Annotated in this window: 26 protein-coding genes; 24 read left to right on the top strand and 2 right to left on the bottom strand. The window is 60.3% G+C overall.

All coding sequences use genetic code 11. The features are described from left to right. Window positions 1-12 precede the first annotated feature (12 nt). From F9K20_RS03480 to F9K20_RS03380, 21 genes are all read left to right on the top strand, one after another. Window positions 13-1,836 carry a DUF3141 domain-containing protein gene (locus F9K20_RS03480; protein ID WP_290997439.1) on the top strand — a complete coding sequence of 608 codons (1,824 nt, stop codon included), beginning with the start codon at window positions 13-15 and terminating at the stop codon, window positions 1,834-1,836. Between the two features lies 1 nt (window position 1,837). After that, window positions 1,838-3,091, top strand: coding sequence for a cyclopropane-fatty-acyl-phospholipid synthase family protein (locus tag F9K20_RS03475; protein WP_290997438.1), 1,254 nt, complete (start codon window positions 1,838-1,840; stop codon window positions 3,089-3,091). 362 nt (window positions 3,092-3,453) lie between these two features. After that, window positions 3,454-3,657, top strand: coding sequence for a hypothetical protein (locus tag F9K20_RS03470; RefSeq protein ID WP_290997437.1), 204 nt, complete (start codon window positions 3,454-3,456; stop codon window positions 3,655-3,657). A 31-nt stretch (window positions 3,658-3,688) separates the two neighbouring features. Beyond that, the gene (locus tag F9K20_RS03465) at window positions 3,689-4,246 is read left to right on the top strand and encodes a Spy/CpxP family protein refolding chaperone (RefSeq protein ID WP_290997436.1); all 558 of its coding nucleotides are present in this window, start codon (window positions 3,689-3,691) and stop codon (window positions 4,244-4,246) included. A 44-nt stretch (window positions 4,247-4,290) separates the two neighbouring features. Beyond that, on the top strand, window positions 4,291-4,449 hold the full coding sequence (locus F9K20_RS03460; RefSeq protein WP_290997435.1) for a hypothetical protein: 159 nt from the start codon (window positions 4,291-4,293) through the stop codon (window positions 4,447-4,449). 86 nt (window positions 4,450-4,535) lie between these two features. Then, window positions 4,536-5,099, top strand: coding sequence for a DUF305 domain-containing protein (locus tag F9K20_RS03455; protein WP_290997434.1), 564 nt, complete (start codon window positions 4,536-4,538; stop codon window positions 5,097-5,099). A gap of 63 nt (window positions 5,100-5,162) precedes the next feature. Further along, complete coding sequence (gene fabI / locus F9K20_RS03450; RefSeq protein ID WP_290997433.1) at window positions 5,163-5,945, top strand: enoyl-ACP reductase FabI; 783 nt, start codon at window positions 5,163-5,165, stop codon at window positions 5,943-5,945. 99 nt (window positions 5,946-6,044) lie between these two features. Further along, window positions 6,045-6,317, top strand: a complete 273-nt coding sequence (locus F9K20_RS03445; RefSeq protein WP_290997432.1) for a DUF5676 family membrane protein — start codon at window positions 6,045-6,047, stop codon at window positions 6,315-6,317. Window positions 6,318-6,322: 5 nt separating this feature from the next. After that, a complete protein-coding gene (locus tag F9K20_RS03440; RefSeq protein WP_367115794.1) occupies window positions 6,323-8,707 on the top strand; it encodes a heavy metal translocating P-type ATPase in 2,385 nt (794 codons plus the stop codon). Further along, window positions 8,704-9,555, top strand: a complete 852-nt coding sequence (locus F9K20_RS03435) for a class I SAM-dependent methyltransferase (protein ID WP_290997430.1) — start codon at window positions 8,704-8,706, stop codon at window positions 9,553-9,555. Before F9K20_RS03440 ends, F9K20_RS03435 begins: the two co-directional genes overlap by 4 nt. A gap of 21 nt (window positions 9,556-9,576) precedes the next feature. Continuing rightward, complete coding sequence (locus F9K20_RS03430) at window positions 9,577-9,843, top strand: DUF2933 domain-containing protein (RefSeq protein ID WP_290997429.1); 267 nt, start codon at window positions 9,577-9,579, stop codon at window positions 9,841-9,843. 41 nt (window positions 9,844-9,884) lie between these two features. Beyond that, window positions 9,885-10,538 carry an isoprenylcysteine carboxylmethyltransferase family protein gene (locus tag F9K20_RS03425; RefSeq protein ID WP_290997428.1) on the top strand — a complete coding sequence of 218 codons (654 nt, stop codon included), beginning with the start codon at window positions 9,885-9,887 and terminating at the stop codon, window positions 10,536-10,538. Between the two features lie 4 nt (window positions 10,539-10,542). Beyond that, entirely contained in the window at window positions 10,543-11,016 is a 474-nt protein-coding gene (locus F9K20_RS03420; protein WP_290997427.1) for a hypothetical protein, read from the top strand. Between the two features lie 183 nt (window positions 11,017-11,199). Then, window positions 11,200-12,420 carry a tetratricopeptide repeat protein gene (locus F9K20_RS03415; RefSeq protein ID WP_290997426.1) on the top strand — a complete coding sequence of 407 codons (1,221 nt, stop codon included), beginning with the start codon at window positions 11,200-11,202 and terminating at the stop codon, window positions 12,418-12,420. Between the two features lie 96 nt (window positions 12,421-12,516). Beyond that, the gene (locus tag F9K20_RS03410; RefSeq protein WP_290997425.1) at window positions 12,517-12,954 is read left to right on the top strand and encodes a hypothetical protein; all 438 of its coding nucleotides are present in this window, start codon (window positions 12,517-12,519) and stop codon (window positions 12,952-12,954) included. Between the two features lie 470 nt (window positions 12,955-13,424). Then, window positions 13,425-14,594, top strand: a complete 1,170-nt coding sequence (locus tag F9K20_RS03405) for a tyrosine-type recombinase/integrase (protein WP_290997424.1) — start codon at window positions 13,425-13,427, stop codon at window positions 14,592-14,594. A 101-nt stretch (window positions 14,595-14,695) separates the two neighbouring features. Next, the gene (locus F9K20_RS03400) at window positions 14,696-14,890 is read left to right on the top strand and encodes an AlpA family transcriptional regulator (protein WP_290997423.1); all 195 of its coding nucleotides are present in this window, start codon (window positions 14,696-14,698) and stop codon (window positions 14,888-14,890) included. 442 nt (window positions 14,891-15,332) lie between these two features. Beyond that, window positions 15,333-16,058 carry a hypothetical protein gene (locus F9K20_RS03395; protein ID WP_290997422.1) on the top strand — a complete coding sequence of 242 codons (726 nt, stop codon included), beginning with the start codon at window positions 15,333-15,335 and terminating at the stop codon, window positions 16,056-16,058. A 76-nt stretch (window positions 16,059-16,134) separates the two neighbouring features. Then, the gene (locus F9K20_RS03390; RefSeq protein WP_290997421.1) at window positions 16,135-17,679 is read left to right on the top strand and encodes a DUF4189 domain-containing protein; all 1,545 of its coding nucleotides are present in this window, start codon (window positions 16,135-16,137) and stop codon (window positions 17,677-17,679) included. Next, the gene (locus F9K20_RS03385; RefSeq protein ID WP_290997420.1) at window positions 17,658-19,706 is read left to right on the top strand and encodes a DUF87 domain-containing protein; all 2,049 of its coding nucleotides are present in this window, start codon (window positions 17,658-17,660) and stop codon (window positions 19,704-19,706) included. The genes F9K20_RS03390 and F9K20_RS03385 overlap by 22 nt, the downstream gene beginning before the upstream one ends. Window positions 19,707-19,842: 136 nt before the next feature. Next, entirely contained in the window at window positions 19,843-20,865 is a 1,023-nt protein-coding gene (locus tag F9K20_RS03380) for a replication-relaxation family protein (protein ID WP_290997419.1), read from the top strand. A 161-nt stretch (window positions 20,866-21,026) separates the two neighbouring features. Here the strand turns inward: F9K20_RS03380 and F9K20_RS03375 are convergent, their stop codons facing one another. Continuing rightward, on the bottom strand, window positions 21,027-21,326 hold the full coding sequence (locus tag F9K20_RS03375; protein ID WP_290997418.1) for a hypothetical protein: 300 nt from the start codon (window positions 21,324-21,326) through the stop codon (window positions 21,027-21,029). 317 nt (window positions 21,327-21,643) lie between these two features. Here F9K20_RS03375 and F9K20_RS03370 point away from each other — a divergent pair, with 317 nt between their 5' ends. The 3 genes from F9K20_RS03370 (at window position 21,644) to F9K20_RS03360 (ending at window position 22,930) form a co-directional block, all read left to right on the top strand. Beyond that, window positions 21,644-22,216, top strand: coding sequence for a hypothetical protein (locus F9K20_RS03370; RefSeq protein WP_290997417.1), 573 nt, complete (start codon window positions 21,644-21,646; stop codon window positions 22,214-22,216). Window positions 22,217-22,380: 164 nt separating this feature from the next. Beyond that, complete coding sequence (locus tag F9K20_RS03365; RefSeq protein WP_290997416.1) at window positions 22,381-22,596, top strand: hypothetical protein; 216 nt, start codon at window positions 22,381-22,383, stop codon at window positions 22,594-22,596. Continuing rightward, complete coding sequence (locus tag F9K20_RS03360) at window positions 22,556-22,930, top strand: H-NS histone family protein (RefSeq protein WP_290997415.1); 375 nt, start codon at window positions 22,556-22,558, stop codon at window positions 22,928-22,930. Before F9K20_RS03365 ends, F9K20_RS03360 begins: the two co-directional genes overlap by 41 nt. Window positions 22,931-23,029: 99 nt before the next feature. Here F9K20_RS03360 and F9K20_RS21240 read toward each other — a convergent pair. Further along, a partial coding sequence (locus F9K20_RS21240) for an IS3 family transposase (protein WP_367238097.1) occupies window positions 23,030-23,124 on the bottom strand: 95 nt, incomplete at its 5' end.

Below are 23,124 nucleotides of genomic sequence, written 5' to 3'. Positions count from 1 at the left end.
GAAATCAGCACCATGGCGGAAGATAATCTGAAGAAGACAACGAAGCCGCTGGTGACGTCGCGCGATCCTGTCCTATCGGCACCGACCAGGAGTCGCTCGGTCACCACTCCGCCCGCTCGGCCCGGTCGCGACCGACCGCACGGCAAGGCGAGTGGAAAAGAGGAGCTCCCCGCAAAACTGCGCAACGCCCTGGAAGTTGGACCCCTCGATTACCTCGCTTACCAGCGAGATGTGCTGGAGCGCACGATCCTCTTTTTCGACACCTTGCGCCGGCGCGCCAACAACATGCTCGACCACGAGCGTGCCGGCCTGCCGCCGCTGCTCAATTTCAAATACGAGACACTTCTCGACGCACGGCAGTTCGAGCGCCCGGTGAACTACGCGCTCCTACGCATCACCGAAGTTGGCGAGGACTGCTGGGACGATTGCGTCGATCCGGCCAAGCCGCCGGTGATCGTCATCGATCCGCGCGCCGGGCATGGCCCCGGCATGGGCGGCTTCAAGCGCGAGTCGGAGGTCGGCGTGGCGCTGCACACCGGCCACCCCGTGTATTTTGTGGTCTTTTTCCCCGAGCCCTGCCCGCATCAAACGCTCGCCGACGTGCTCAGCGCGCTGCGCCGCTTCGTCGAGGAGGTCGCGGCTCGCCATGTTGGCAAGGCACCCGTGCTCTACGGCAATTGTCAGGGCGGTTGGGCGGCAACGCTCTTGTCGGCGCATTGCCCTGGATCGGTCGGCCCGACGGTGCTCAATGGCTCACCCTTGTCCTATTGGGAGGGTGAGCCGGGTGTAAACCCGATGCGCGTGTTGGGCGGATTCTCCGGTGGTGTATGGCTGGCGCACTTTCTGGCCGACCTCAACCAGGATCGCTTCGACGGTGCCTGGCTGGTGCAGAACTTCGAGAGCCTCAAACCTGGAAACGCCATCTGGGACAAGTACGCGAACCTTTTCACCAAGATCGACGGCGAGAGTGATCGCTTCCTCGACTTCGAGCGCTGGTGGAACGGCTTTTACCGATTGAGCGGCGAGGAGATCGTCACCATCGTCGAGGACCTGTTCGTCGGCAACAAGCTCGAGCAGGGGCAGTTGCGGATCGACGAACACTGCACGGTCGATCTCACCAAGATCAAGAGCCCGCTCGTCGTCTTCGCGTCTTATGGCGACAACATCACTCCGCCGCACCAGGCGCTGGGATGGGTTCCTGCCGTCTACGAGAGCACCGACGCCCTCAAGCAGGCAGGGCAGCGCATCGTCTACCTGACTAATCCGCACGTTGGGCATCTCGGCATCTTTGTCTCGGCTAGCGTCGCCCGCTTCGAGCACCGCGCAATTCTTGAGAATCTCGCCGATATCGAGGCTCTCGCTCCCGGTCTCTTTGAGATGAAGATCGACAATCCGACCGGTGACCCGGATTGCCGGCGCGACCAGTACTCGGTGCGCTTCGATCCGCGCAAGATCGAGGACCTGCAGTTCGACTATCCGCGTAAGTCGTTCGAGAACGTGCGCAACGTCTCGGAGTTCAATGAGACGCTCTACCGCACGTTCATGAGCCCATGGGTGAAGGCCGTCGCCAACCCTTGGCTCGCACTGTCCATGCAGTGGCTGCACCCGATGCGCACGAAGACCTATCTCTGGTCGGAGACGTTCGTGCCGTGGATGGGCGCGTTTGCGGTGCTGGCCGACGCAGTCGCCAAGGGTCGCCATCCGATGGCTGATGATCATCCGCTCATGGCACAGGAGCGGCAACTTATCGAGCACATATCAGCCTTCTGGGAGAGTGCGCGCAGGCTGCGTGACGCAGCCCAGGAGCGCACGTTCGCGACAATCTACGGAGAGTGAGATGAGCTTGCTACTTCGCGCCTTTCTCAAGCAGGTCGTGCAACACGGAGCCCTCGAGGTCGAGGACGCGTCAGGGTCTCGGTTCACGGTCGGCGACGGTACCGGCAACATGCTCGCCATTCGTTTCGCAGATAGCGGCGCTGTCCGGCAGCTCGTTCTTAATCCCGCGCTCGCATTCGGCGAGCTCTTCATGAATGGCCGCCTCGTCGTCACACAGGGCTCGATCTATGATGTGATTTCCCTTGCCGCCTCGAACCTCAAGTTGATGGAGCCGCACGGGATCGCCAAAGCCCGCACCCGCCTGCGCACCGCGCTCCGACGTCTCGAGCAATGCAACGGTGCGCGTCGTGCCAAGCAAAACGTCGCGCACCACTATGACCTCGACGGACGCCTATATGATCTCTTCCTCGATCCAGATCGGCAGTACTCCTGCGCCTACTTCGAACGGCCGGATCAGGGCCTAGCTGAGGCGCAGCTCGCCAAGAAGCGGCATATCGCTGCCAAGCTCCTCGTCGAGCCGGGTCAGCGTGTTCTCGACATCGGTTGCGGATGGGGCGGCCTCGCGCTGTATCTCGCCGACCTCTGCGGCGCCGAGGTGACGGGCGTCACCCTTTCCGAGGAGCAGCTGGGAATCGCCAATGCGCGTGCCCGGGAACGCAACCTTGCATCCCGTATCAGCTTCCGCCTGCAGGATTACCGCGCGGTTCGAGGCACCTTCGACCGCATCGTGTCGGTCGGCATGTTCGAGCATGTGGGGGTCGGCTACTACGGTGCCTTTTTCAATAAGGCGTCGGAGCTCCTGGCCGACGACGGGGTGATGCTGCTCCACTCGATCGGCCGCATGGACGGTCCCGGTGCCTGCAATCCCTGGATCGCGAAGTACATCTTCCCCGGCGGCTATGTCCCGGCGCTTTCCGAGGTCTTGCCTGCTGTCGAACGCGCTGGTCTCATCGTCACCGACATCGAGATCCTGCGTCTCCACTATGCGGAGACACTAAGGGCCTGGCGCGAGCGCTTTCTTGCGCGGCGGGAGGAAGCCAAGGCCCTCTATGACGAGCGTTTCTGCCGCATGTGGGAGTTCTATCTCGCCGCCTGCGAATGCGCGTTCCGACACTGCGGGTTGATGGTGTTCCAAATTCAGCTCGCCAAACAACAGGACGCGGTCCCCCTCACGCGCGACTACATCGCCGCCCGCGAAGCAGCGCTTGCGGCCAGAGATACACAGCGACCCAGCGTGCCAATCGCGGCCGAGTGACGAGCCCGAGCCCCGGAGGTCCGATCGCATTGGGTGGACCGACGTAGCGAGAGAAAGGAACAAGACGATGGAATGGATTGCAAACAACTGGACCTGGATCGCCTTCGCCCTCGTGTTTCTCGCGTTGCACACGTTCGGCCACGGCGGACATGGGCATGGCCGGGGGCGCCGTGGTCATGAGCACGGACGCGGCCGGCGCGACGCGGAGCTCTCTCGCGACGGGCAGCCACTGCCGGCAACGGCGGGTGCGACGCCGCACGCCGCACATAGCGACACAACCCCTACGGAAGAAGGTCGACGGCACCGCCATGGCTGCTGATGTCAACCTGATTGGAATCATATCTCGAAATAAGGAGACGGACATGTCGAAGAGCGCGCACCCTCACGAACACCCCTCACACGAGCCGAAGAAGCAGGGCTGTTGCGGTGGCGGTCTCCTGAAAGACGAGAAGGCGCAATCGGCCACGCAGGAGAAAGTCAATCCGACCGCCGGTTCCAAGGCGGAGCACTCCCACCACTCGGCCGGCGATCCGTGCTGTTGCGGGAGCGGTAAGTCGAGCAAGTAGCTGGCGCTCCGCCCATCACAGGAGAATGGATATGACCAAGGCTGCAAACCGTGTCTCGACAGCAACGGCGATTGCGGGCCTGCTGGTCGCCGCGATCTCCGGAGCACTCGCACAAGAACCTTTGGCCCCTCATCATCGGCCGCCGACCACGTCTGCCCAGCAGGCGCTCGACGATCCGTGGCACATGATGCGAGGTGTCGGCCCGATGTTGGGAATAATGAACGGCAATTGCCCCATGATGGGCGGTATGATGCGCAGTGAGGACATGCCGTCATTCACTGAAGGCCGCATGGCCTTTCTCGAGGCAGAGCTGGCCATCACTGACGCCCAGAGGCAGCTGTGGAATGCATATGCCGACGCATTGAGGGCCAATCTTCAAAGCATGCACGACACGCGGCAGACAATGAAGGGCCGCGTGTCAGACATGACCCCGGTCGAGCGGCTCGATATGCATCTAACGGCAATGGAAGCGCGGGTCAAAGCGCTCCAGGTAATCAAGCCGCCGCTGGCCGCACTCTATGCCGCACTGGCGCCTGATCAGAAGAAGAGGGCGGATGAGGTTCTCACTTCGATGGGCTGCATGATGTAACGCCGCGACGCAGCGGAGTTGTTCAAAGCAGACAGGAGGCTGCGATGACAGAGCACGTGTACCAGACGCTGATAGAGCGGCTGCAGGCAGCGGAGAGCAAGCGCTCATTCAGGAGAATTGGCTTCGTCGCGGCGGCAATTCTCGCGCTCATCTTCGCGATCGCGGCCGTCTATTTGGGGGCCGTGCATCTTCCTAGGGGCTGAGCATTGGTTGTCACGAGGGCCCGCAGGCGTACGCGTCGAGCATGTTGTTGAGGTTCGACGACTGCATCTATCTGGGAGATTGAACTATGCAGGCGATGAAGCGGTTATCGGTAGCGATGGCAGTCACGGGTCTAGTTTTGGCCGCGACGACAGGGGCTTTCGCCCAATCCGGGCACGAAGGTCACCACCCTGAAGGTGGGGCAGCACCTGCCGCTCCGGCGCAGCAGGCGCAACCCGAGGCTTCCGCTCCCATGCAGAAGGATGGCATGGGCGGGAAGATGGGCGGCATGGGCTGCATGATGGGCGGCAAGGACATGCCCATGATGAAGATGATGCAGGAGATGCATGGCAAGATGATGGGCGGTGGCATGGCCATGCAGCCCCAGGGCGATACAGGTCCCGCGAGCCAAGCCTTCAACGGGATCATCAACAAGATGAACCAGGATATGGTGCTCCCATTTTCAGGCAATGCCGATATCGACTTCACCAAACGCCTGATCGCGCACCATCAAGCCGGGGTCGACATGGCCAAGGTCGTGCTGGCGTTCGGCAAGGACGCGGAGGTCAAGAAGGCCGCCGAAGACGTCGTCAAGGCGAATGAGGCAGAGATCGCCGGCTTGCAGGAGTGGCTCAAGAAGCAGGGGCAATAGCCGCGTATAAAGAATGCTCGACGAGCTCGCCATGCCCCTTCAAAGGAACCAGGATCGCACGGAATGGAAGTCATCGATCTCAAGGGACGAAAGGCGCTGGTCGTTGGCGTGGCGAATGCGGACAGTCTCGCATGGTGGGCAGCAAAGCACTTGCGCGGCGCGGGAGCCGACCTAGCCATGACCTACTTGAACGACAAGGCCAAACCTTACGTCGCGCCGCTCGCCGCCGAGCTCGGCGCAGAGATACTGATGCCGTGCAACGTCGCCGTCCCCGGACAACTTGAGGCCGTGTTTGATGCCGTCAGGCAGAAGTGGGGACGCATCGACGTCGTGTTTCATGCCATTGCCTGGGCACGCAAAGAAGATCTGCATGGCCGGCTCGTCGATTGCTCGGCGGATGGCTTCGCGGAATCGATGTTGATCTCCTGCCACTCCTTCATCCGCATGGCGCGACTCGCCGAGCCCCTGATGACGAATGGCGGCAGCCTTCTCACGCTCAGCTATTACGGGGCCGAGAAAGTCGTCGACCACTACAATGTCATGGGCCCCGTCAAGGCCGCACTGGAAGCCTCGGTTCGCTACCTTGCCCACGAGCTCGGGCCCAAGGACATTCGCGTCAACGCCATCTCGGCCGGCCCCATCAAGACGCGCGCCGCCTCCGGTATCGAGCATTTTGACGAGCTGCTCAGCGAGGCCGCTGCCAAGGCCCCGCTGCGGCGTGCGATCGACGCGTGCGAAGTCGGACGCGTCTCGGCACTGCTCGCCAGTGACTATGCTGCCTCGATCACTGGCGAGATCGTGCACGCGGATGCGGGCTTCCACGTCGCAGGCATGGTCTTTCACTGACGGAGATGAAGGTGATCCCAGTCGGAGCCCCTGCTTGCGGAAAGGAGATCTGCGAGGCCCCACCCGGCCGCGAATTCGCGTGATAAAGGGAGACCGGTTATGGAAACGCTCAGTCCGTCTTCAGTTGGCATAGCAGCCGCCATCACGCTCGCCGTTCTCAACACGCTCTGTGCGGTGGCGGTCGCGATCTGGCCGGATGGGGTGGTGGCATTCTTCAACTCGTTTGCGCACGGGCTCGATTTGAACCCAATCAAATCGACGCAGCCCTTCAACCTCATCCGCTTTCTGTGCGGCCTGATAGGCCTCGCATTGGTTGGGTTCATAGCTGGTGCGATCTTCGCCTGGATATACAATCTAGTTGCTCGTGAGTGACCGCAATGCTTAAGGCCACAACAGAGGTCATGGACCCTGTCTGCGGCATGACAGTCGTTCCGGACAAAGCGGCTGGAACCGCAACGTACAAGGGCAAGACGTATTATTTCTGCTCGACCCATTGTGTGGCCAGGTTCAAGGCTAACCCGCAAGCCTATGCCGGCGCGCAGTCTGCGAAGCAGCCAAAGGCCGACGATGACTCGCGACCTGCCGCGCGAGAGCATATCGGGCCGCGCAAAGAGCTCGCCAAGGATCCAATATGCGGAATGATGGTCGAGAAGACGGCCGCAATTGCAGCTGGCCTAACCGCGGAGTCCAGCGGGCGGACGTATTACTTCTGCAGCCCGACCTGTAAGCACACCTTCGAGGACCCCGAGCGTGAACTCAAATCGATGCGCTGGCGCGTCACGATCGCGCTCACGGGAGTGCTCGCACTCGCCATCCTGCGCGCGGCCGCGTTCATCGCACTGGCGGCCGGCGCTACGCTGATCACTTGGGCGCCGATCCCGGCGCTTCCATGGTTCACGTGGGGTGTGTGGCTGTTCATTCTGGTGACCCCGGTGCAGTTCATCGGGGGGTGGAGCTTCTATAAGGGCTCCATCGCAGCGATCCGTACGCGCTCGATCAATATGGACTTCCTGATCGCGCTGGGAACCACCGTTGCCTACCTCTACAGCGTCGCCGTCGTCTTCTTTCCCGAAGTGCTGCCGGTGAAGGTCGAGGAACGTGACGTCTATTTCGAGGTCTCTGCCGTCATCATCGCGTTCGTCTTGCTCGGCAAATACATGGAGGAGATCATCAAGAAGCGCTCATCTGCGGCGGTGCGCAAGTTGATGGATCTGAGGCCCGCTGTGGCGCACGTCTTCCGCGATGGTCAAGAAATTGAGATCCCCGCTGAATCGATCATGGTGGACGAAACAATTGTCGTCCGTCCCGGCGAGCGCATTCCAACCGATGGAGATGTCGTTGAAGGGTCGTCATCGGTCGACGAGTCCATGCTCACAGGCGAATCGATGCCCGTCGAGAAGGTGCGCGGTGCGAAAGTTATAGGCGGCACGCTCAATCGTAGCGGCCTGCTGCATTTTCGCGCGACGCGCGTTGGTCGGGATACGGCACTGTCGCAGATTATCAAGCTCGTTGAAGAGGCGCAGTCGAGCACGGCGCAGGTGCAGCGGATCGCGGACCAGGTAACGGCGTATTTCGTCCCGGCGGTCGTTATCGTCGCTTTCGTTGCTTTCTTTGGCTGGTGGGCGGTCGGCAACTTCCCGCAAGCGCTGCTCGCATTCATTGCCGTCCTGATCATCTCCTGTCCCTGCGCGCTTGGTGTCGCGACGCCGGCGGCGCTCATGGTGGGCGTCGGAAAAGGTGCAGAGGCGGGTATCCTGATCCGCGGGGCAGAGGTGTTGGAGCGCGCCAGGAAGATCACCACGGTAGTGTTCGACAAGACTGGGACGCTCACGCGGGGTGAGCCCAACGTGACCGACATTGTGCCCATCGGGACCAACGATCCCGTCGAGCTTTTGCGCTGTTGCGCGGCCGTTGAAGTGGGATCCGAACATCCTCTTGGGGAAGCCATAGTGCGCGCGGCGCAGCACCGTCAGCTTGCGCTACCCAGCGTCAAGGATTTCGAGGCCGTGGCGGGACATGGCATATGCGGAATGATCGATGGTCGAAAGGTGCTGTTCGGCAACCGGCGCTTGCTCCGGCAGGAGGGTGTCGACGCCGGCCAAGCCGAACCCGAAATGAGGCGCCTCGAGCAGGAAGGGAAGACGGCGATGCTACTCGCCATCGATGGGCAGCTCGCTGGCATCATCGCTGTCGCGGACACATTGAAGCCTGACGCAGTAGAGGCCGTGGCAGCTTTGCGCGACGATGGGGTCGGGGTGGCTCTGTTGACCGGTGATAACGAGCGCACAGCCAATGCCATCGGACGCGAACTTGGGATAGACCGCGTGTTCGCGGAAGTCCTGCCTGGCGATAAGGTCCGTATCATCAAAGAATTGCAGAGCCAGGATGAGACCGTCGCCATGGTGGGTGACGGAGTGAATGACGCGCCTGCGCTCGCCGCCGCGGACATTGGCATTGCCATCGGCTCGGGCTCGGACGTGGCGAAGGAAACGGGTTCCATCATCCTGGTACGAGACAAGGTCTCCGACGTCGTTACGGCAATCCGCATCGCCCGCGCGACGCTCAGGAAGATCAAGCAGAATCTGTTTTGGGCCTTCTTCTACAACACCGTGGCGATTCCTGTAGCGGCTTTCGGTTTTCTCAACCCGATCATCGCTGCCGCGGCAATGGCTCTGAGCTCGCTATCGGTCATTGTCAACTCTGCGCTGCTCAAGCGCATGAAGCTTGCCCAAGGAGCAACGCCGCTAGGAGCAATGCCATGAGGAGCAATGTTATCCGACGCCGCAATACGATGGTGCTGTGTGCCATGGCCATGGCCGCCTTGGCGACGCTTGCCTTCATCGCCTCCGGTCCCTCGCTCCTTACCGTCCTTCTTGGGTTCCTATTGCTGGGCTGCCTGATCTCGATGGCGTGGGCGCTCTGGGTTGGGCATCAGTCGCGGCGTGCCATCGACGAGGCGGCGGTGCACACCGAGGGCGTCACCATTGGCTGGGCCGCTCCGTTCTACGATGCGTTGTGTTCGAACCTCGGCATCGGGCAAGACTTCAGGCTCGAAACGTTGCGTCTCGCCAACATCGCAACCGGCGACCGCGTGCTCGACGTGGGCTGCGGCACGGGTCTGCTCACGCGTCTCGCTGCCGCTGCGGTCGGGCCTTCCGGGCATGCGACGGGCATCGATCCAAGTGCGGCTATGATCGCGGCAGCACGGCAGAACGCGGCGTCGGAAGGGAGCTTGGCAACGTTTCGGCTCGCCGCCATCGAGGCGCTGCCCTATGCGGATGCATCGTTCGACGTCGTCCTCTCGAGCTTCATGCTGCATCACTTGCCACCTGAGGCGAAGCGCACTGGTGTGCGCGAGGTTTACCGCGTTCTGAGGGACGGCGGGCGACTGCTTGCGGTCGATATAGATCGGCCGGCGAATGCGCTGTGGTGGCTACTGGTCTGGCCGCTGCTGTTCATATCTTCTGCTACGTCCAACCTGCGCGGCCATGTACCGGTTTACCTGCACGAGGCTGGCTTTGCTCCCGTCCAGGCGCTCGCACGCAAATGGGGGCTTGTGACCTCGTGGTCAGCGGTCAAGCCAGCCATAGCAGGTGCGGCCGGAGGATGAGCCGCAATAAGGAGCTCCAACATGACAGATCACGAACACACCCATCACGAAGGGCAGCCGTCATCGGAAGAAAGCTTCTGGGGGTCGCGAACATTCATCGTGTGGCTCGCGCTCCTGCTTATCGGCGGATTCCTCTTGGTGAGTGAGCATCGCGCGCACATCCTCGGCATCGGGCTGTGGCTGCTGGTCCTGGCCTGTCCTTTGCTGCACATCTTCGGCCACGGCGGACACGGAGGCCATGGTGGCCACGGGCGCCGCCCAAGTGGCCAGGCCGGTTCGGATCAATGAGGCTCGACTGAAAGCTGGGATAGATCGGAAGGAGAGAAGTCATGACTGAGCAAGCACCGGCTTATGGACTGTGGAGCCTCGTGATTATCAACTCCGTGATCTTCATCTTCTTCGCCTTCACCTTCTTCAAGCCGAATACGCCGCGCGACTGGCGCTCCTTCAGCGCCTTTAGCGCGTTCATTGTCGCGCTGTTCACCGAGATGTACGGCTTTCCGCTCACCATCTACTTTCTGTCGGGATGGCTGCAGACCTGGTTCCCGGACATTGATTGGTTCTCGCATGATGCCGGCCATCTCTTGGAGATGCTGTTCGGCTGGAAAGCGAACCCGCACTTAGGGCCATTCCACCTTCTAAGTTTTGCTTTCATCGGCGGCGGCTTCTTTCTCATTTCGAGTGCGTGGTCCGTGCTTTACCGGGCGCAGAAGAGGCACGCCCTGGCGACCACGGGTCCATACGCTTACGTGCGCCATCCGCAATACGTCGGCTTCATCATGGTGATGTTCGGCTTCCTGCTGCAGTGGCCGACGATCCTCACCCTGCTCATGTTCCCGGTGCTGGTGTGGATGTATGTCCGTCTCGCGCACCAAGAGGAGCGCGAAGCGATCACAGAGTTCGGCGACGCCTACCGGCAGTACGCCCTCGAGGTGCCGGGTTTTATTCCCCGCCTGTCGGGCCCCGCTGGCGCACGGACGTGAGGGCATGATCATGACCGTTCCTCCGAATAAGCCAGAAGACGTCTCCGCGCGGCGATCGCACGGCACATTAGCCTTCCTGCTCAATCACGGTGCGCCGATCATCTTCGCCGGACTGCTGTGGTACGTGCTCTGGTGGGGCCATTCGCCAGAGCTGCAAACGGTGGATGCGGCCATGTGGCACGTTTCATGGGTCGGCGTCATCGCTCTGCTTTATGTCGCGCTGCAGGCGCGTGCCATCCTGGCTCAGCCGCGCAGCGGCGTCACGCACGCAATGATCGAGATCCTGATCTCCCTCTTGCCTCTCTTTGTAGTGGTTTACGCCTTTGTCGATTGGATGCGCGGCGCAAATCTGCTCTCGGTCTTTCAGGTCATCGTCATGGTCCAGGCGACGATGGCATCGTTGATCGACGTTGTTATCTTTACCTGGTTCTCGATGAGCTTGAGCAGGCTATCGGTGCACACCCTCGACGTACGCTAGAGCCGAGTTCGGAGGTTCCCCCATGCATGACATGGCCGACGGGTGGATGATGTGGGGGATGGGAATTGGGAGCTGGATCGGACTACTTATCCTGGTGCTCGCAATTGCTGCGCTCATCAAATACGTCTTGTTTAGATGAGGGGGTGATATAGTTGTTTGTGTTGGCTTTTGCGGTTGTCGCTCATGGCACTTGTGAAAGCAGGCTTTGCTGTCGGAGCTCTGGTCTTCGTTGCATTGGACTGGACGACCTCAGTCTGCGCCCATGGTGTCGAGGGTGTTCGCCGCGAGCTGACTGGGCAAGGTTTCGAGCAGCTCGAGTTCCAAAGGACCAAGCCCCCGTTCAAGCTCGATGCCTGCCGCGACGGCCAGCGTTACCACCTGCACGTGGACTATTACGGTAAGATTACGGAAAAGACCGCGATCGGGCCGTGCAGTGAAAGTGGGTCATCGACGCGAGATGCGACCGCGCCGCAGGAAGCCGCGCCTACGCGCGGCGCCTCCATAGACACCAGCCAGTGTGCAGATACGGCCAACCCAGAAGTGGCCATTCCGGCTTGCACCCGCCTATCCGAGAATCGCGAATTGGATTCCCAAACCAAGGCGACAGCGCTCGGCAATCGCGGAGCGGCGCGGAAGCTGTTGGGGCAATACGAGCAAGCCATCGAGGATCTTGCCCTGGCTATTGCCCTTGAACCGGATAATCCGCAGTACTACTGCCAGCGAGGCGAGGTCCTATGGCGGTACCGAAAGTATCCGGATGCAATCGCCGACTTCACAAGTGCGCTGCAACAGCGGTCAAACTCCGTCTGCGCTTTGCGGGGCCGCGCCCTGGCCCACCTGGGCGATGGCAATGCGCAACAGGCGCTCGCTGATTCCAACCAGGCCTTGCGCTACGAGCCCAATAACACCGACTTGCTCCTCCTACGTGCTCGCGCCAGCCACGCAGCCAAGTCATATGACGCTGCCATCGACGGTTTTTCGCAGGTTCTCGACTCGCCGGCGCAGCGAACTCTTCTCCCCAGCGAGCGCGCCGTCATCCTCAGCGAGCGCGCTCGGGCCTTTTTGCAGAAGGGGCGCCCGGCTGAGGCCAAGACTGACGCAGATGCAGCCCTGAAGCTTGCTGCAAACAATCCGTTCGTAATCGCAGTCACAGGCCTGGTCGCGGAAAGTGAGGGCCGCAACGAGGAGGCCGTGACGCACTTCAAACGCGCCCTGTCGATCCAGCCCGATATCGAGATTGCCCAACGCGGTCTTGAGAGGCTGAACCGATCTGAGAGCGCTCCCCCCGGAGAGCCGATAGGCAAATCGACGGCCGAGAAGGAGACACCTAAACCGCCTGCGAAGGAGCTTTGTTCCCGGTATTTCGCGAACATTGGAAAAACGGTCCAAGTGCCATGTGAGTAGCGGAGGTACAGAAACCGGTACTGGGGCAAGGAGGATGCGCCACCCGGTTACATCTGCCGGGCGCCGCTACTACATAGTGTCAAAAGGCTGCCACTCATGGCTAATGTACGAGCAAGTTCGGCCGCCGCAGCTTTGGTCCTCGTTGCGTTGGGTTGGGCCACCCCTGCCTATGCCCACGGCGTCGAGCGTGTGCGTCGCGAGCTGACCGAGCAGGGTTACGAGCAGCTCGAGTTCCAGAGGACCAAGCCCCCGTTCAAGCTCGATGCTTGCCGCGACGGTCAGCGCTATCACCTGCACGTCGACTTTTACGGCAAGCTCACGGAGCAGACTCTCCTCGGCCCGTGCAATGGCGGAGAGGCTCAAGCGCCGGCGGATGAGGCGACGGCCAAGCCCGCGGACCTGCCGAAGCCGGTGTCGCCAGCGACCGCGCCGGCGAGCCGCGGAACCAAGACTCCACCCAAGCCAGCGGCGCGCGAGCTTTGCTCGAGGTACTTTGCGGAGATCGGAAAGACGCTCCAAGTCCCTTGCGAATAGCGCGGTGACGATCACTCTCGAACCCGGCGGCCAGTAAGGCCCGCAACCCTCGTACAGCTTCAGCCATACGGCTGCGCGATGGATGCGGAAACGCGGTGTCGCGCCCTGGGGGAGGTGTCAGCTCAACTGGGTCACAGCGCAGGCAAGCGGTGCGCGCGGTGACGGAGCGCTACGCAGCTTACAGCCCAGAGTACCTGGCAAGCGCTGTGAAGGCTCTTTTCGGAACTGGTTGAAATCGTCCGCTGCAGGCCAGCGTAGAACCGACGCAGCCGTGAAAAGCTTGAAAAGAATGGTGCCGCAAGAGGGATTCGAACCCCCGACCCCGTCATTACGAATACTAATTCACCGCCTTCTCGCCCCTTCTCCCTCCTGCTCACCAGCACACATAACAAATTGATATATTTACATTTTCACGTCGTCTCGCTACTCATCTTTCCACCCCTCTACTCACAATTTCTGGTGCCTCGGAGATGCCTCGCCTCACCGACGTATCTATCAGAGCTTTACCGCTTCCACCGACCGGGCAGGTCACGTACGACGACGAGAATTCGCCCCTCAAACTCCGAATCTCACACGGCGGCGCGAAGACGTTCATCGTCATGCTCGGCTCAGGCAAACGTCATACAATCGGACGCTTCGGGGAAGTCTCGCTAGCAGACGCCAGAGAGGCCGCACGGCGTCTCCGAGCGCAGAAAACGCTGCGCGCAATCCTTCCCTCATCCCGCACCACCGACGACGCTGTGAAGGCGTATTTGGCCGACATCCATGTACGCCCCTCCACCAGGGCATACTACGAGCGCCATCTGTCACGGCTGTCGGGCCGGCTCTCCGATCAGACCGCACAGCGATTGAGCGACCTAATCTCTAAGCTCACTCCCGCTGCTCGTAACCAAGCGCTCGCTTCTTTCCGCGCCTTCTTCGCATGGTGCATCTCGCGTCACGACCTTGAAACCAACCCCTGCCAGCGGCTCTCACAGGCGAAGCAGAAAAGCCGTGAGCGCACCCTCACCGACGCAGAGCTAAAAGCCATCTGGCAGGCCTGCGAAAACGACAGCTTCGGCAAGATCGTGCGGATGCTCATGCTCACTGGGCAGCGGCGCAGCGAAATTGCGGCGCTTGAAAGCGCTTGGATTACGCTACATACCGATCAGCCATTGCCGCATTCTATCACCTTCCCCCCGCACATCACCAAGAACGGCGAGGAGCACACTATTCCTCTATCTCCTCTCGCCAATTCAATTCTTCTGGTATCTCTTTCTTCGACACAAACGGCCGAAAAAATCCAGCCCTCAACCCGCTCCGCTGAAGTGCCTGCAAAAGGTTCATCCCCAAATTCTGCCCTCCTCTTCCCCTCCAGCAAGACTGGCGGTTTGATAAGAGGCTGGAACAAGCTCAAGGCGTCTCTGGATAAGAAGAGTGGAGTGACCGGCTGGACCTTGCACGACCTGCGCCGCACCTTTTCCACCATTCACGCATCCCTCGGGACGCCTCCGCATGTGACGGAGGCGCTCCTCAACCATAAGACCGGTACGCTGACCCCGATCGCCAAAATCTACAATCGGTACCGGTGGCAAAAAGAGATGCGCGAGGCGATGGAGAAGTACGACGCATACATTGCGAAGGTATGTTCAGCAGTGTGAATATTGTCGACACACTGCTTTTCCGCTAGCCTCATACCTGCTCGACCGGGCGCAAACCTGGGAAAGCGATTGCAATCGCTCCCTCAAAAGGAGTGACTGCAATGAAGATCCTCTCGAAGAAGCAGCTCAAGGACTACGTCGTCTACTCGATGCAGCACATCGCCCGTCTGGAACAAGCAGGCCAATTCCCCAAGCGGGTACGGCTCGGCGCGAACCGGGTAGGGTGGATCGAGCAGGAAGTAATGGCGTGGCTCGAGGAGCGCATCTCTCGACGAGACGCTGCCGCCTCCTCGTAAGAGGAAGCCAGGCCCCGGCTCCACACCGGGGCCTTTGCGCATCAAGGGCCCTGGCACCTCTTATGATACAGCTATAATCTCTGTATCATGCCCGCGAAAACGCGAAAAAGCATTACATTTCAACACCTTACCGCCACAGTCCGCGCGCTTAAAAAGCGCGACCTCTTTTCCCCTCCTGCCTCACCTTCTCCCTACCAGTCGAAGGCCGCGCTACCGCGCTTGAGGCAGTCGGTCCACTCCGTCATGTCGCTATCGCTTCAGACTTCGGGATGCGGAAAAGAGGTCGCGCTTAGCGACGACGGACTGGGCGGCACCATCCACGGCACGATGCCGGCCGCACCTTTCTTCCTGCTACAATGAAGCGGGCACGCTCTTTTTTGCGGCGGAGATCAATCTTCGGGCATCCTCACGACAGAAGGCTCTACCCGTCGCATCCTCCGCCATGAACAAGCTGCGCATCGGTCTCAACAAGCACATACCGCTTCCGGCACGTCGGCGCTTTCTATATTTCAACGATACGATCCCCAGCATCCCCGGCGCGCGGGTTTTCGATATCACGAAGCACAGCTTCAACCCACTGCACAACATCGACTACAAGCGCGCCCGTGACCTGGCCGACGCGCTCTACGCCATCTCCCCCCAAGGCGAGAACACGCTCACCGTTCGCAACGGCCGACGCGCCCTTTTGCACGCCTTTACCACTACACGGCGCTTCGACAAGATCCAGAGCACCGAAGAAGTGCGGGGCATGATCGACGATATCCTCGCGTCGCCTGTTCTCAAACGTGTCCTTTGCAATCCGACGAACTTTTCATTCAGCCACAACTCCGTCATCCTCGCGAAAATCGACCGCGCCGAGCTTGGCGACTTCGACGCCCTCGTCCTCGGCATCCTGCTCATCAACCAGTTTAAGGGACAGCTCGTCATCCCCGACTTCGGCTTCTACGGACGCGACGCTCACATCACCCTTATCCGCGAGAACCGCCTCATCGCCGGTATCAATTTCCTCGGTGAGCTACCACTACGCCTCCGCCAGGCCGCATTGCTCATCAAGGACAAGCAAGCATCCCACGCACTCATAGATGACGCTGAAATACTCGCAAAATACGCCGGTTATGCACCCCACACCAATCAGTACATTGCCGAGGTAGAGCGAGCGATCTCCTGACGCTCCGGCCCCTGAACGTCTCTTGACATCAATCCATCGCAGACGTCACCCTCAACTATCACCGGAGTGCACTCAAATGTTCCGCCATATTTGCCTGGCTCTTCTACTGTCAGTCGCTCCCTTCGCGTCCACCCTCGCGGACACGGTCACCGTCATGGGGTTCACAGACGACGCAGCATTTCTCGCCCTCGCCACGAACTCCAATCTCACGGACGCACGCACCAAAGCACTCGCCGCTTGTCAAGAGAAAGCGCGAAGCTGCCGCGTCCTGGAGGTCGTCACTTCCGGCTGTTATGCAGTTGCCCTTTCGCCTGGTGCCTTCTGGACCGGGAAGGGACCTACTCTCAACACAGCCACCGCCGCCGCCCGAACCAAATGCTTCAACCAAAGCCCCGACTGCACGATAAAGATCACAATGTGCGATGCTAAAGCATACGCTCCTCACGAAACGGCCCTCGTCTGCGACAATAGCACCTGCGACATCCCCCGTAGCGGTCGCAAAAATTTCGACGGGATCACGATCCTCAGCGACCCCATAAGGAAGGAAGAACCGAAGCCACTCGCCGCTGCGCCAACGCCTCAAGCTCCACCGCCGCCGACACCTCTCGCCCAGCACAAACCGACGTCATATGAGCTTTTTGTACAACTGCTCAGCCGCCTCAAAAAAGACATCGGACCGGCTGCAGACGCGGTCTTCGCGTCGCCGATATATAAGGCAGGCGCAACAGCCTTTCTCGGCTTGCTCGCTCTAGGTGTAAGCTACGAGCTTGCGAAGAAGTATCACCTACGCGAGCGCTGGCAGCGCTTCGTCTACCTTGACGGTCCTCCACCGATCCCTCACGAGCCAGAACTCCAGACTGCGAGTTTCTTCACGCGAGTGAAGGCGCGGATTACTTCTCTCAATCCACTTCCCGCACGAGCACCGCCAACCCCAGAACAAGGACGCGCCGCTCAATCAGCACTCAAGCTCGCGCACTCCCTCATCTTCGACCACGACCAGCCCTATCGCGCCCTCGAAGACACCAGCTATGCAATAGACCTTCTAGAGAGTTCCACACTCGCCGCTAAGCAGATCGCGATCGCCCAAAGCAACGATCCAACTGCCACATTTACAGACGAAGAAGGTAAGCTCTTCGAACCCGGTGCACTCAAGGCTGCCACGCTGCATATGGAGGCAATCGCACGCTTCAATCACAACCCGAAGAAATCACTGAAGATACTGAAGCAAGCCATTGCAATAGCTCCGCACGCGGCCCCGTTCCACTACGCCTATGGCAATCTCGCGCTCGACAGCGACTACAAAGGCGCCATCCGAGCACTGCAGCAGGCAGTCGCCCTGGAACCCGAGAACATCGACTACGAAAAGACGCTCCTGCGCGCGAAAAACATCTCGAAGGGCGAGCGCGTCATAGCCGGCAGCTTCAAGATCGCACGCAAGACCTACAGCACAGTACGCATCATCCAGCGCCTCTTCGCCTGGGGCCTCATCATCGCAACGGGCGTCAACATCTACATCCAGAACTGGATCGGTGTCGCTGGATGCCTCACCTTCCTCATCCTCATGGGACTCATTCTCAAGGGGAAAGATAAGGCTGCGGAATGGCTCGACGCGCACCGTTAAGCTACGCGTTGCTCATCGAGAGCCTGCTGCGCGAGACTGCCGACAATATCGCGCTCTATCCATCACGACCGCATCGCTTGTTCCGCCAACCCCATGAGACTGTGCAAGAGCAGTACCGTCGGCTGCAAGCCCTCTATAAGCGGTCACGTTACCATGACGACAACTATCTCGAAGAGCTATGCGTGCATTACGCATGCTCGATACATGATGACACCCACAAGAGCGGCAACGTGTGCGCCACGTACGCCGCCACCATCCATTCGCTTCTCGCGCAAAACAAACTGTACTTCCAGTTCCCAAGCACTCTAGAGCGCGACCCGGCCGCTCAGGCGCAGCAGCGCCAATCTCTCCAGTCGATCGAGCCGTACCTCACCTATGAGAGTACGATCCGTGATCACTTCGGCAAGACCGTCTGCCTCATCCTCCTCTTCATACTCCACCAGCTGCCGAAGCTGCCCGACGAAGCCGATCTTACCGTCCCACTTCACGCGCTCGTCGACGTGCGCCAGACCGTCGAAGGTATCGTAGGCACCATCGTTAATGAGGCAGCATACGAAGACCATGCGGTATCGCTGGCCTTCCTTCACACTCGCAATGCGATCGCTTACAACATCCTGCGAGCATCGAACCTGACCCCCGAGCAACTCAAGCGCTCGCCGCACAAGATCATCCCACCGGGCCAATCGACCCTGCCGCCAGATGCTCTCATCCAGGCATATCTCGGCGGCACGCCGTTTGCCGATTTCCTCTCGACGCCAGTTCCATTCTCTATCCCGCGCCAACTCTATGCCGAGCACGCAGCCGTCTTCGCCCCCTCAGGCCACGGCAAGACGCAGACGCTTCAGGCCCTCATAGCTGGCTTTCTCAAAGAACCCGACCCTCCCGGCATGTTCATCCTCGACAGTCAAGGCGACATGCTACGGCGGATCGAAAGGCTTGCGGTGTTCGATGGCGCGCTCAAAGACCGTCTCGTCATCCTGGACCCAGAGGATGCGATGCCCCCGGCGCTTAACTTCTTCCAACTCGGCACCGGCGCCGACTACGACGCCCAGCAGCACGAACTTTTCAACTACCTCTTCACCGCGATCGACAGCGAGCTCACCGCCAAACAAGGCACTGCGGTCACGTACCTTTTGAAGCTCATGCGCGTCATTCCTGGCGCCACCATTGAGACCCTCAAGGATCTCATGGAAGCGGGAAAGGACAGTGACCTTCTCCAGCACGTCTCAAAGCTCGACCGCATCACCCAAGACTTCTTTGCTCACCAGTTCCTCGACAAGTCGATGGTACCTACACGCACGCAGATCGCGCGGCGCCTCTACACTATCCTCGGCAATCCCACCTTCACACGCATGTTCGCCGCCAGAGAGAACCGCTTCAATGCACTCACGGCATTGCGCGAAAAGAAGATTGTGCTCGTCAACACTTCACAGCGCTTCCTCGGTCAGGAAGCTTCCGGCGTCTTCGGCCGTTTTATGATCGCGCAGTGCCTCGCCGCCGCGTACGAGCGTGGACCTTCCAACCACCTCTCACTCCTTATCGTCGACGAGGCGTCCGAATACTTCGATGCGAAGACCGAGCGCATCCTCTCACAGGCCCGCAAGTACGGTCTCGGCCTCCTCTTCGCCACGCAGTACCTGGAGCAGATGCCGCCCCAGGTAAAAGCCGCCGTCAACGGCAACACAGCGATCAAGGTCGCTGGTCCCGTCGGCTACAACGATGCCATGATGCTTTCACGCGAGATGTACACCACGGCCGACTTCATCCGCTCGATGCGCAAAACGCAGTCGGAGACGCAGTTCGCTTGCTATGTGCGCAGCATGACGCCGCGCGCGGTTGCGCTTTCAATACCCTTCGGCACGCTCGAAAAACAGCCGACTATGCCAGAAGAGAACCGTCGCGAAATGCGCCGGCGCAATGCCGAGCGGTTCGGCGCTCCGGCTCCGGCTCCGCACACTCCGCCGCCGCCTGCCGCGCCGCTACCGCCGGCCTCTGATATCCCCATCAAGCGCAAGCCTTGGGAGTAGGGTGTGATACAGTCAGAGGGTGATCTCGCACGAAAATGTGAACGTCTCCGCATCGCAGCTCATCCACAAACACGCAGCAACGTGACTGCGTACCGCGCACGTCGACACCATCGTACCGACTGCGTAACCCAAATGTATGGAGATCCAAGTCACCGAACGCAGGTCGCGAACTCGGCGCAAGAAGACCGGCGTCAATATCGCCCTCTCACCTGATTTCGACGTCCGCCGCATCCTCCTGCCGCTCTATCGGCACGGCAAACTCCCTACCGCGTATCTTCTCGCCTTCCGAGGCGGCAGCTACACCGCGGGGCGCAACCGCCTCACCAAGCTCTATCACGAGACTGCTGGCGAGAACGCCCACCTCATCCACCGCATCAGCCCGAACTGGCGGTACATCAATCCGCTCTATCGCGACGAGCTCTACGATCTTGGCGAGAAGGGAGAGGATATCCTGCGCCAAGCAGGTCTCATCGGCGAGTATCAAAACCCGCTCCAACAAAAGGCGCGCATGCGCGAGATGGTGAACTTGCCGCACGCTGTAATGATCTCAACCACTACAGCTTCCATTGAGCTTGCTGCTCAGAAATTCGGCACCCACCGATTTTTCTCCTGGGACGAGGTCCTCGAACACATGCAGCCAGAACATCTGGATACCAGCGAAGTGCCATTTGCCATGCAAGCCGACATCGGATACCGCTTCGACGATCGCCTCGAACGCAAAAGCTACAAGCTCATTCCCGACGGCGTTTTCGTCCTCAAAGACCAGGCCAGCAGCGAGGCGGTCGGCTTTGCCGTCGAGGCCGAGAACCGCAAGCAATCCGGCGCCTCGAACCTGATGCACACCTCGTTCCTCAAAACCTTCCTCGGCTATCGCTCCATCACGCGAGCCAACGCGCACCGTCCCATCTTCGGCGAGAAGACATCGCTCATGGTCCTCGTGGTCACGCGCTCACAACGTAAAATCGAAGAGATGAAGAAGATCATCATGCAAGCCACCGATAACAAAGGCTCGGCGCTTTTCTGCTTCCGCCATATCCCGGTCCTCGGCTCGCCCGAAGCTGCACCGAAACCTGACCAGACGCTCTTCACCGGTGCATGGGAGCGGGCGGGGCACCCCCCCTTCTATCTCCACACACTCTCCGATAAGCCGCATCGCTGACCGATGCTACCGCCGCCTCGTCGCGGTACAACCCACGCCGCTTATTATCATGCGCGGCTCTTCGGGGTATGACCGCTTCCTCGCGCGGCGCACCGCTGAACAATTCCGCGATGGTAGCTGGCGCGAAAAAACCCCGACAACGAATTGCCGGGGTTGACGCGTTACGCCGCGTCGGAGCGCTTGCGGTACGTGCGAAGAAGCAGTCCCTCCTCGCCGACCTCGAACTTGATGTGGGCTTTGACGCCGATGTACTCGACCATCTCGCCTGTCTTCTCGTCGATCTTCTCGCTGCGCCAGGCCACGCCCACCGGGGTCATGTTCTTGCTCCGGTAGAGCTTGCCGTCCACGCCGCGTTCAGGCTGCTGACGAAGAAGTACGGTGAAGTCAGGATCGCGACCCTGCCGCTCCTCGGTACCCTGGTCTTCGACGACGGGTTGCTTGCTAACAGTCCTCGTAGCCATCTCAGGCTCTCCTTTGAAACCCGCGCAACGAACTATTCGAAGGCGGGTGGGGAAAGCCGAGATACGTCTCAGCGAAGCGACCCAGGTCATTTTTAATCCGGTCTCGGCTCTAGAAGCCTCACGTCCGTCCCTCCCTACTTCTCCCCCATCCACCTTCGAACTCATGAGTGGGCGGCAGAAGGCTCAAGCCGAAGCTGCGCTCCGCGCTATAGACGCTACACAGTCATCGTACCCTTCTGCTGTCCACCCACGATCAAAAGACCCTGCTTTGCCTATGATACAGTCAGTATACGGACATTCGCAAAGGAGGTATCCACATGTCCCAGTTCATTGACTTCGCTGAGCTCAAGCGCGAGCTCAGTATTGAAGCCGTCGCTGAATGGCTCGGCCTGGATCTCAAACGGATGACCAACGGGCAACTGCGCGGTGCATGCCCGATTGAAGGCGGCGATCGCCTCTTCACGATCACGCCAGACTTCATCAACAAGGATGGCACGTGCGGCAGGTTCTTCTGCTTCGCGAACGAGTGCCGGCGCAGGTGGCCCAGAGGCGGCGACGTCATCGAACTCGTTGCCAAGGTGCATCAGTTGAAGCCGCAAGACGCCGCGGCAGAGCTACAAAAAGCCTTCCAGACGCCCCAAACAGCCCCTCAGGCCACCAAACTGCCGGAAGGCGGCCTCGACTACCTCTTGGCCGATCATGAAGCCGTACAGGCTCTTGGCCTCTCGAAAGAGCAGGCGGTGCGTCTCGGCATAGGGTTCGCACCGAAGGGCATCATGCGGGGGCGTATATGTTTCCCGCTACGAGATCCCGAAGGCAAGCTCCTCGGTTACTGCGGATACGCAGAAGGCATGGAGCCAGCGCTGAAGTTCCCGATCAAGTTCCTCTGATCTTGCGGCCTCGCATCAGCGAGGCCGTTCTCTTGCAAATTTAATCTTTCCCGCCCTGCAGCTCATCAGCTGACACTCCGCATCGCTGCTGCGTTCCTGGCACGGTTACAGCGCGCGACCCCTGGCATAGATGGGAAGCCTCTGTAGCAACACAGGAGGTACCCATGAACATCCTCGAACTACTCCGCAAGGCGCTCGCCTGGGAAGGCGACGACTACCGGAACATGCCCGACTACTCGACGATCCTCGACCATCTCGGGCTCACCGAAGACGACGATCCCGAGCTCATCCGCGAGTGCATCCAGGATGAGATCGAGAGCCTCGAAGTAGAGGCTGACGATGATGACGCCGGCGAGGAGAGCACCGATGTGGGGGAATAAGAAGCAGAACGCTGAAGCCCCCATCGAGCTCATGACCTACGACGAACTGCTTTTCCTCAAGCAGCGCGTCGACCAGGAGCTTGCGGGCCGCGGCGATGCAGAGCTTCAAGCTTTGAAGGAGAAGCTTATTCTCATTGCGAACGCTCAGGGTCTCTCACTCATCGACCTCTTCGGCGGACGTCAGCCTCGCAAGCCGAAAGAGAAGCGAAAGCACCGCCCGAAGTACCGCGATCCTGAGACCGGCGAGGAGTGGAGCGGCCGCGGAAAGCTTCCTAGCTGGCTACAGACCAAAGTCGACGCCGGCGTTCCCGTGGAGACTTTTCTCATCCAGTGATCGCCGTACTCAAACAAAAAACCGGTAGCGCCCCGCATGGGCGCTACCTCTCACCTGGTCCATGGCGACTGAGCTGCTGCCGGTCTCGTGGACACGCACCTAAGCTAATCGCATCTGCTCCTCGAACGCCACTGGGCTGACATAGCCCAGCGTCGAATGCCGCCGTCGGGGGTTATAGAACCGCTCGATGTAGT

The sequence above is a fragment of the Hyphomicrobium sp. genome, assembly GCF_009026145.1.
Classification (GTDB): Bacteria; Pseudomonadota; Alphaproteobacteria; order Rhizobiales; family Hyphomicrobiaceae; genus Hyphomicrobium_A.
Note: the sequence above shows the minus strand (reverse complement) of the source record. Positions and strands in the feature narration are given on the sequence as shown.

Coding starts and splice junctions, on each gene's coding strand:
- F9K20_RS03390 (WP_290997421.1), top strand. CDS start 16,135: ATGTTCCGCCATATTTGCCTGGCTCTTCTACTGTCAGTCGCTCCCTTC.
- F9K20_RS03385 (WP_290997420.1), top strand. CDS start 17,658: ATGGCTCGACGCGCACCGTTAAGCTACGCGTTGCTCATCGAGAGCCTG.
- F9K20_RS03430 (WP_290997429.1), top strand. CDS start 9,577: ATGACAGATCACGAACACACCCATCACGAAGGGCAGCCGTCATCGGAA.
- F9K20_RS03365 (WP_290997416.1), top strand. CDS start 22,381: ATGAACATCCTCGAACTACTCCGCAAGGCGCTCGCCTGGGAAGGCGAC.
- F9K20_RS03470 (WP_290997437.1), top strand. CDS start 3,454: ATGTCGAAGAGCGCGCACCCTCACGAACACCCCTCACACGAGCCGAAG.
- F9K20_RS03415 (WP_290997426.1), top strand. CDS start 11,200: ATGGCACTTGTGAAAGCAGGCTTTGCTGTCGGAGCTCTGGTCTTCGTT.
- F9K20_RS03465 (WP_290997436.1), top strand. CDS start 3,689: ATGACCAAGGCTGCAAACCGTGTCTCGACAGCAACGGCGATTGCGGGC.
- F9K20_RS03445 (WP_290997432.1), top strand. CDS start 6,045: ATGGAAACGCTCAGTCCGTCTTCAGTTGGCATAGCAGCCGCCATCACG.
- F9K20_RS03460 (WP_290997435.1), top strand. CDS start 4,291: ATGACAGAGCACGTGTACCAGACGCTGATAGAGCGGCTGCAGGCAGCG.
- F9K20_RS03380 (WP_290997419.1), top strand. CDS start 19,843: ATGGAGATCCAAGTCACCGAACGCAGGTCGCGAACTCGGCGCAAGAAG.
- F9K20_RS03395 (WP_290997422.1), top strand. CDS start 15,333: ATGAACAAGCTGCGCATCGGTCTCAACAAGCACATACCGCTTCCGGCA.
- F9K20_RS03475 (WP_290997438.1), top strand. CDS start 1,838: ATGAGCTTGCTACTTCGCGCCTTTCTCAAGCAGGTCGTGCAACACGGA.
- F9K20_RS03405 (WP_290997424.1), top strand. CDS start 13,425: ATGCCTCGCCTCACCGACGTATCTATCAGAGCTTTACCGCTTCCACCG.
- F9K20_RS03435 (WP_290997430.1), top strand. CDS start 8,704: ATGAGGAGCAATGTTATCCGACGCCGCAATACGATGGTGCTGTGTGCC.
- F9K20_RS03370 (WP_290997417.1), top strand. CDS start 21,644: ATGTCCCAGTTCATTGACTTCGCTGAGCTCAAGCGCGAGCTCAGTATT.
- F9K20_RS03360 (WP_290997415.1), top strand. CDS start 22,556: ATGATGACGCCGGCGAGGAGAGCACCGATGTGGGGGAATAAGAAGCAG.
- F9K20_RS03375 (WP_290997418.1), bottom strand. CDS start 21,326: ATGGCTACGAGGACTGTTAGCAAGCAACCCGTCGTCGAAGACCAGGGT.
- F9K20_RS03420 (WP_290997427.1), top strand. CDS start 10,543: ATGATCATGACCGTTCCTCCGAATAAGCCAGAAGACGTCTCCGCGCGG.
- F9K20_RS03400 (WP_290997423.1), top strand. CDS start 14,696: ATGAAGATCCTCTCGAAGAAGCAGCTCAAGGACTACGTCGTCTACTCG.
- fabI (WP_290997433.1), top strand. CDS start 5,163: ATGGAAGTCATCGATCTCAAGGGACGAAAGGCGCTGGTCGTTGGCGTG.
- F9K20_RS03410 (WP_290997425.1), top strand. CDS start 12,517: ATGGCTAATGTACGAGCAAGTTCGGCCGCCGCAGCTTTGGTCCTCGTT.
- F9K20_RS03480 (WP_290997439.1), top strand. CDS start 13: ATGGCGGAAGATAATCTGAAGAAGACAACGAAGCCGCTGGTGACGTCG.
- F9K20_RS03455 (WP_290997434.1), top strand. CDS start 4,536: ATGCAGGCGATGAAGCGGTTATCGGTAGCGATGGCAGTCACGGGTCTA.
- F9K20_RS03425 (WP_290997428.1), top strand. CDS start 9,885: ATGACTGAGCAAGCACCGGCTTATGGACTGTGGAGCCTCGTGATTATC.
- F9K20_RS03440 (WP_367115794.1), top strand. CDS start 6,323: ATGCTTAAGGCCACAACAGAGGTCATGGACCCTGTCTGCGGCATGACA.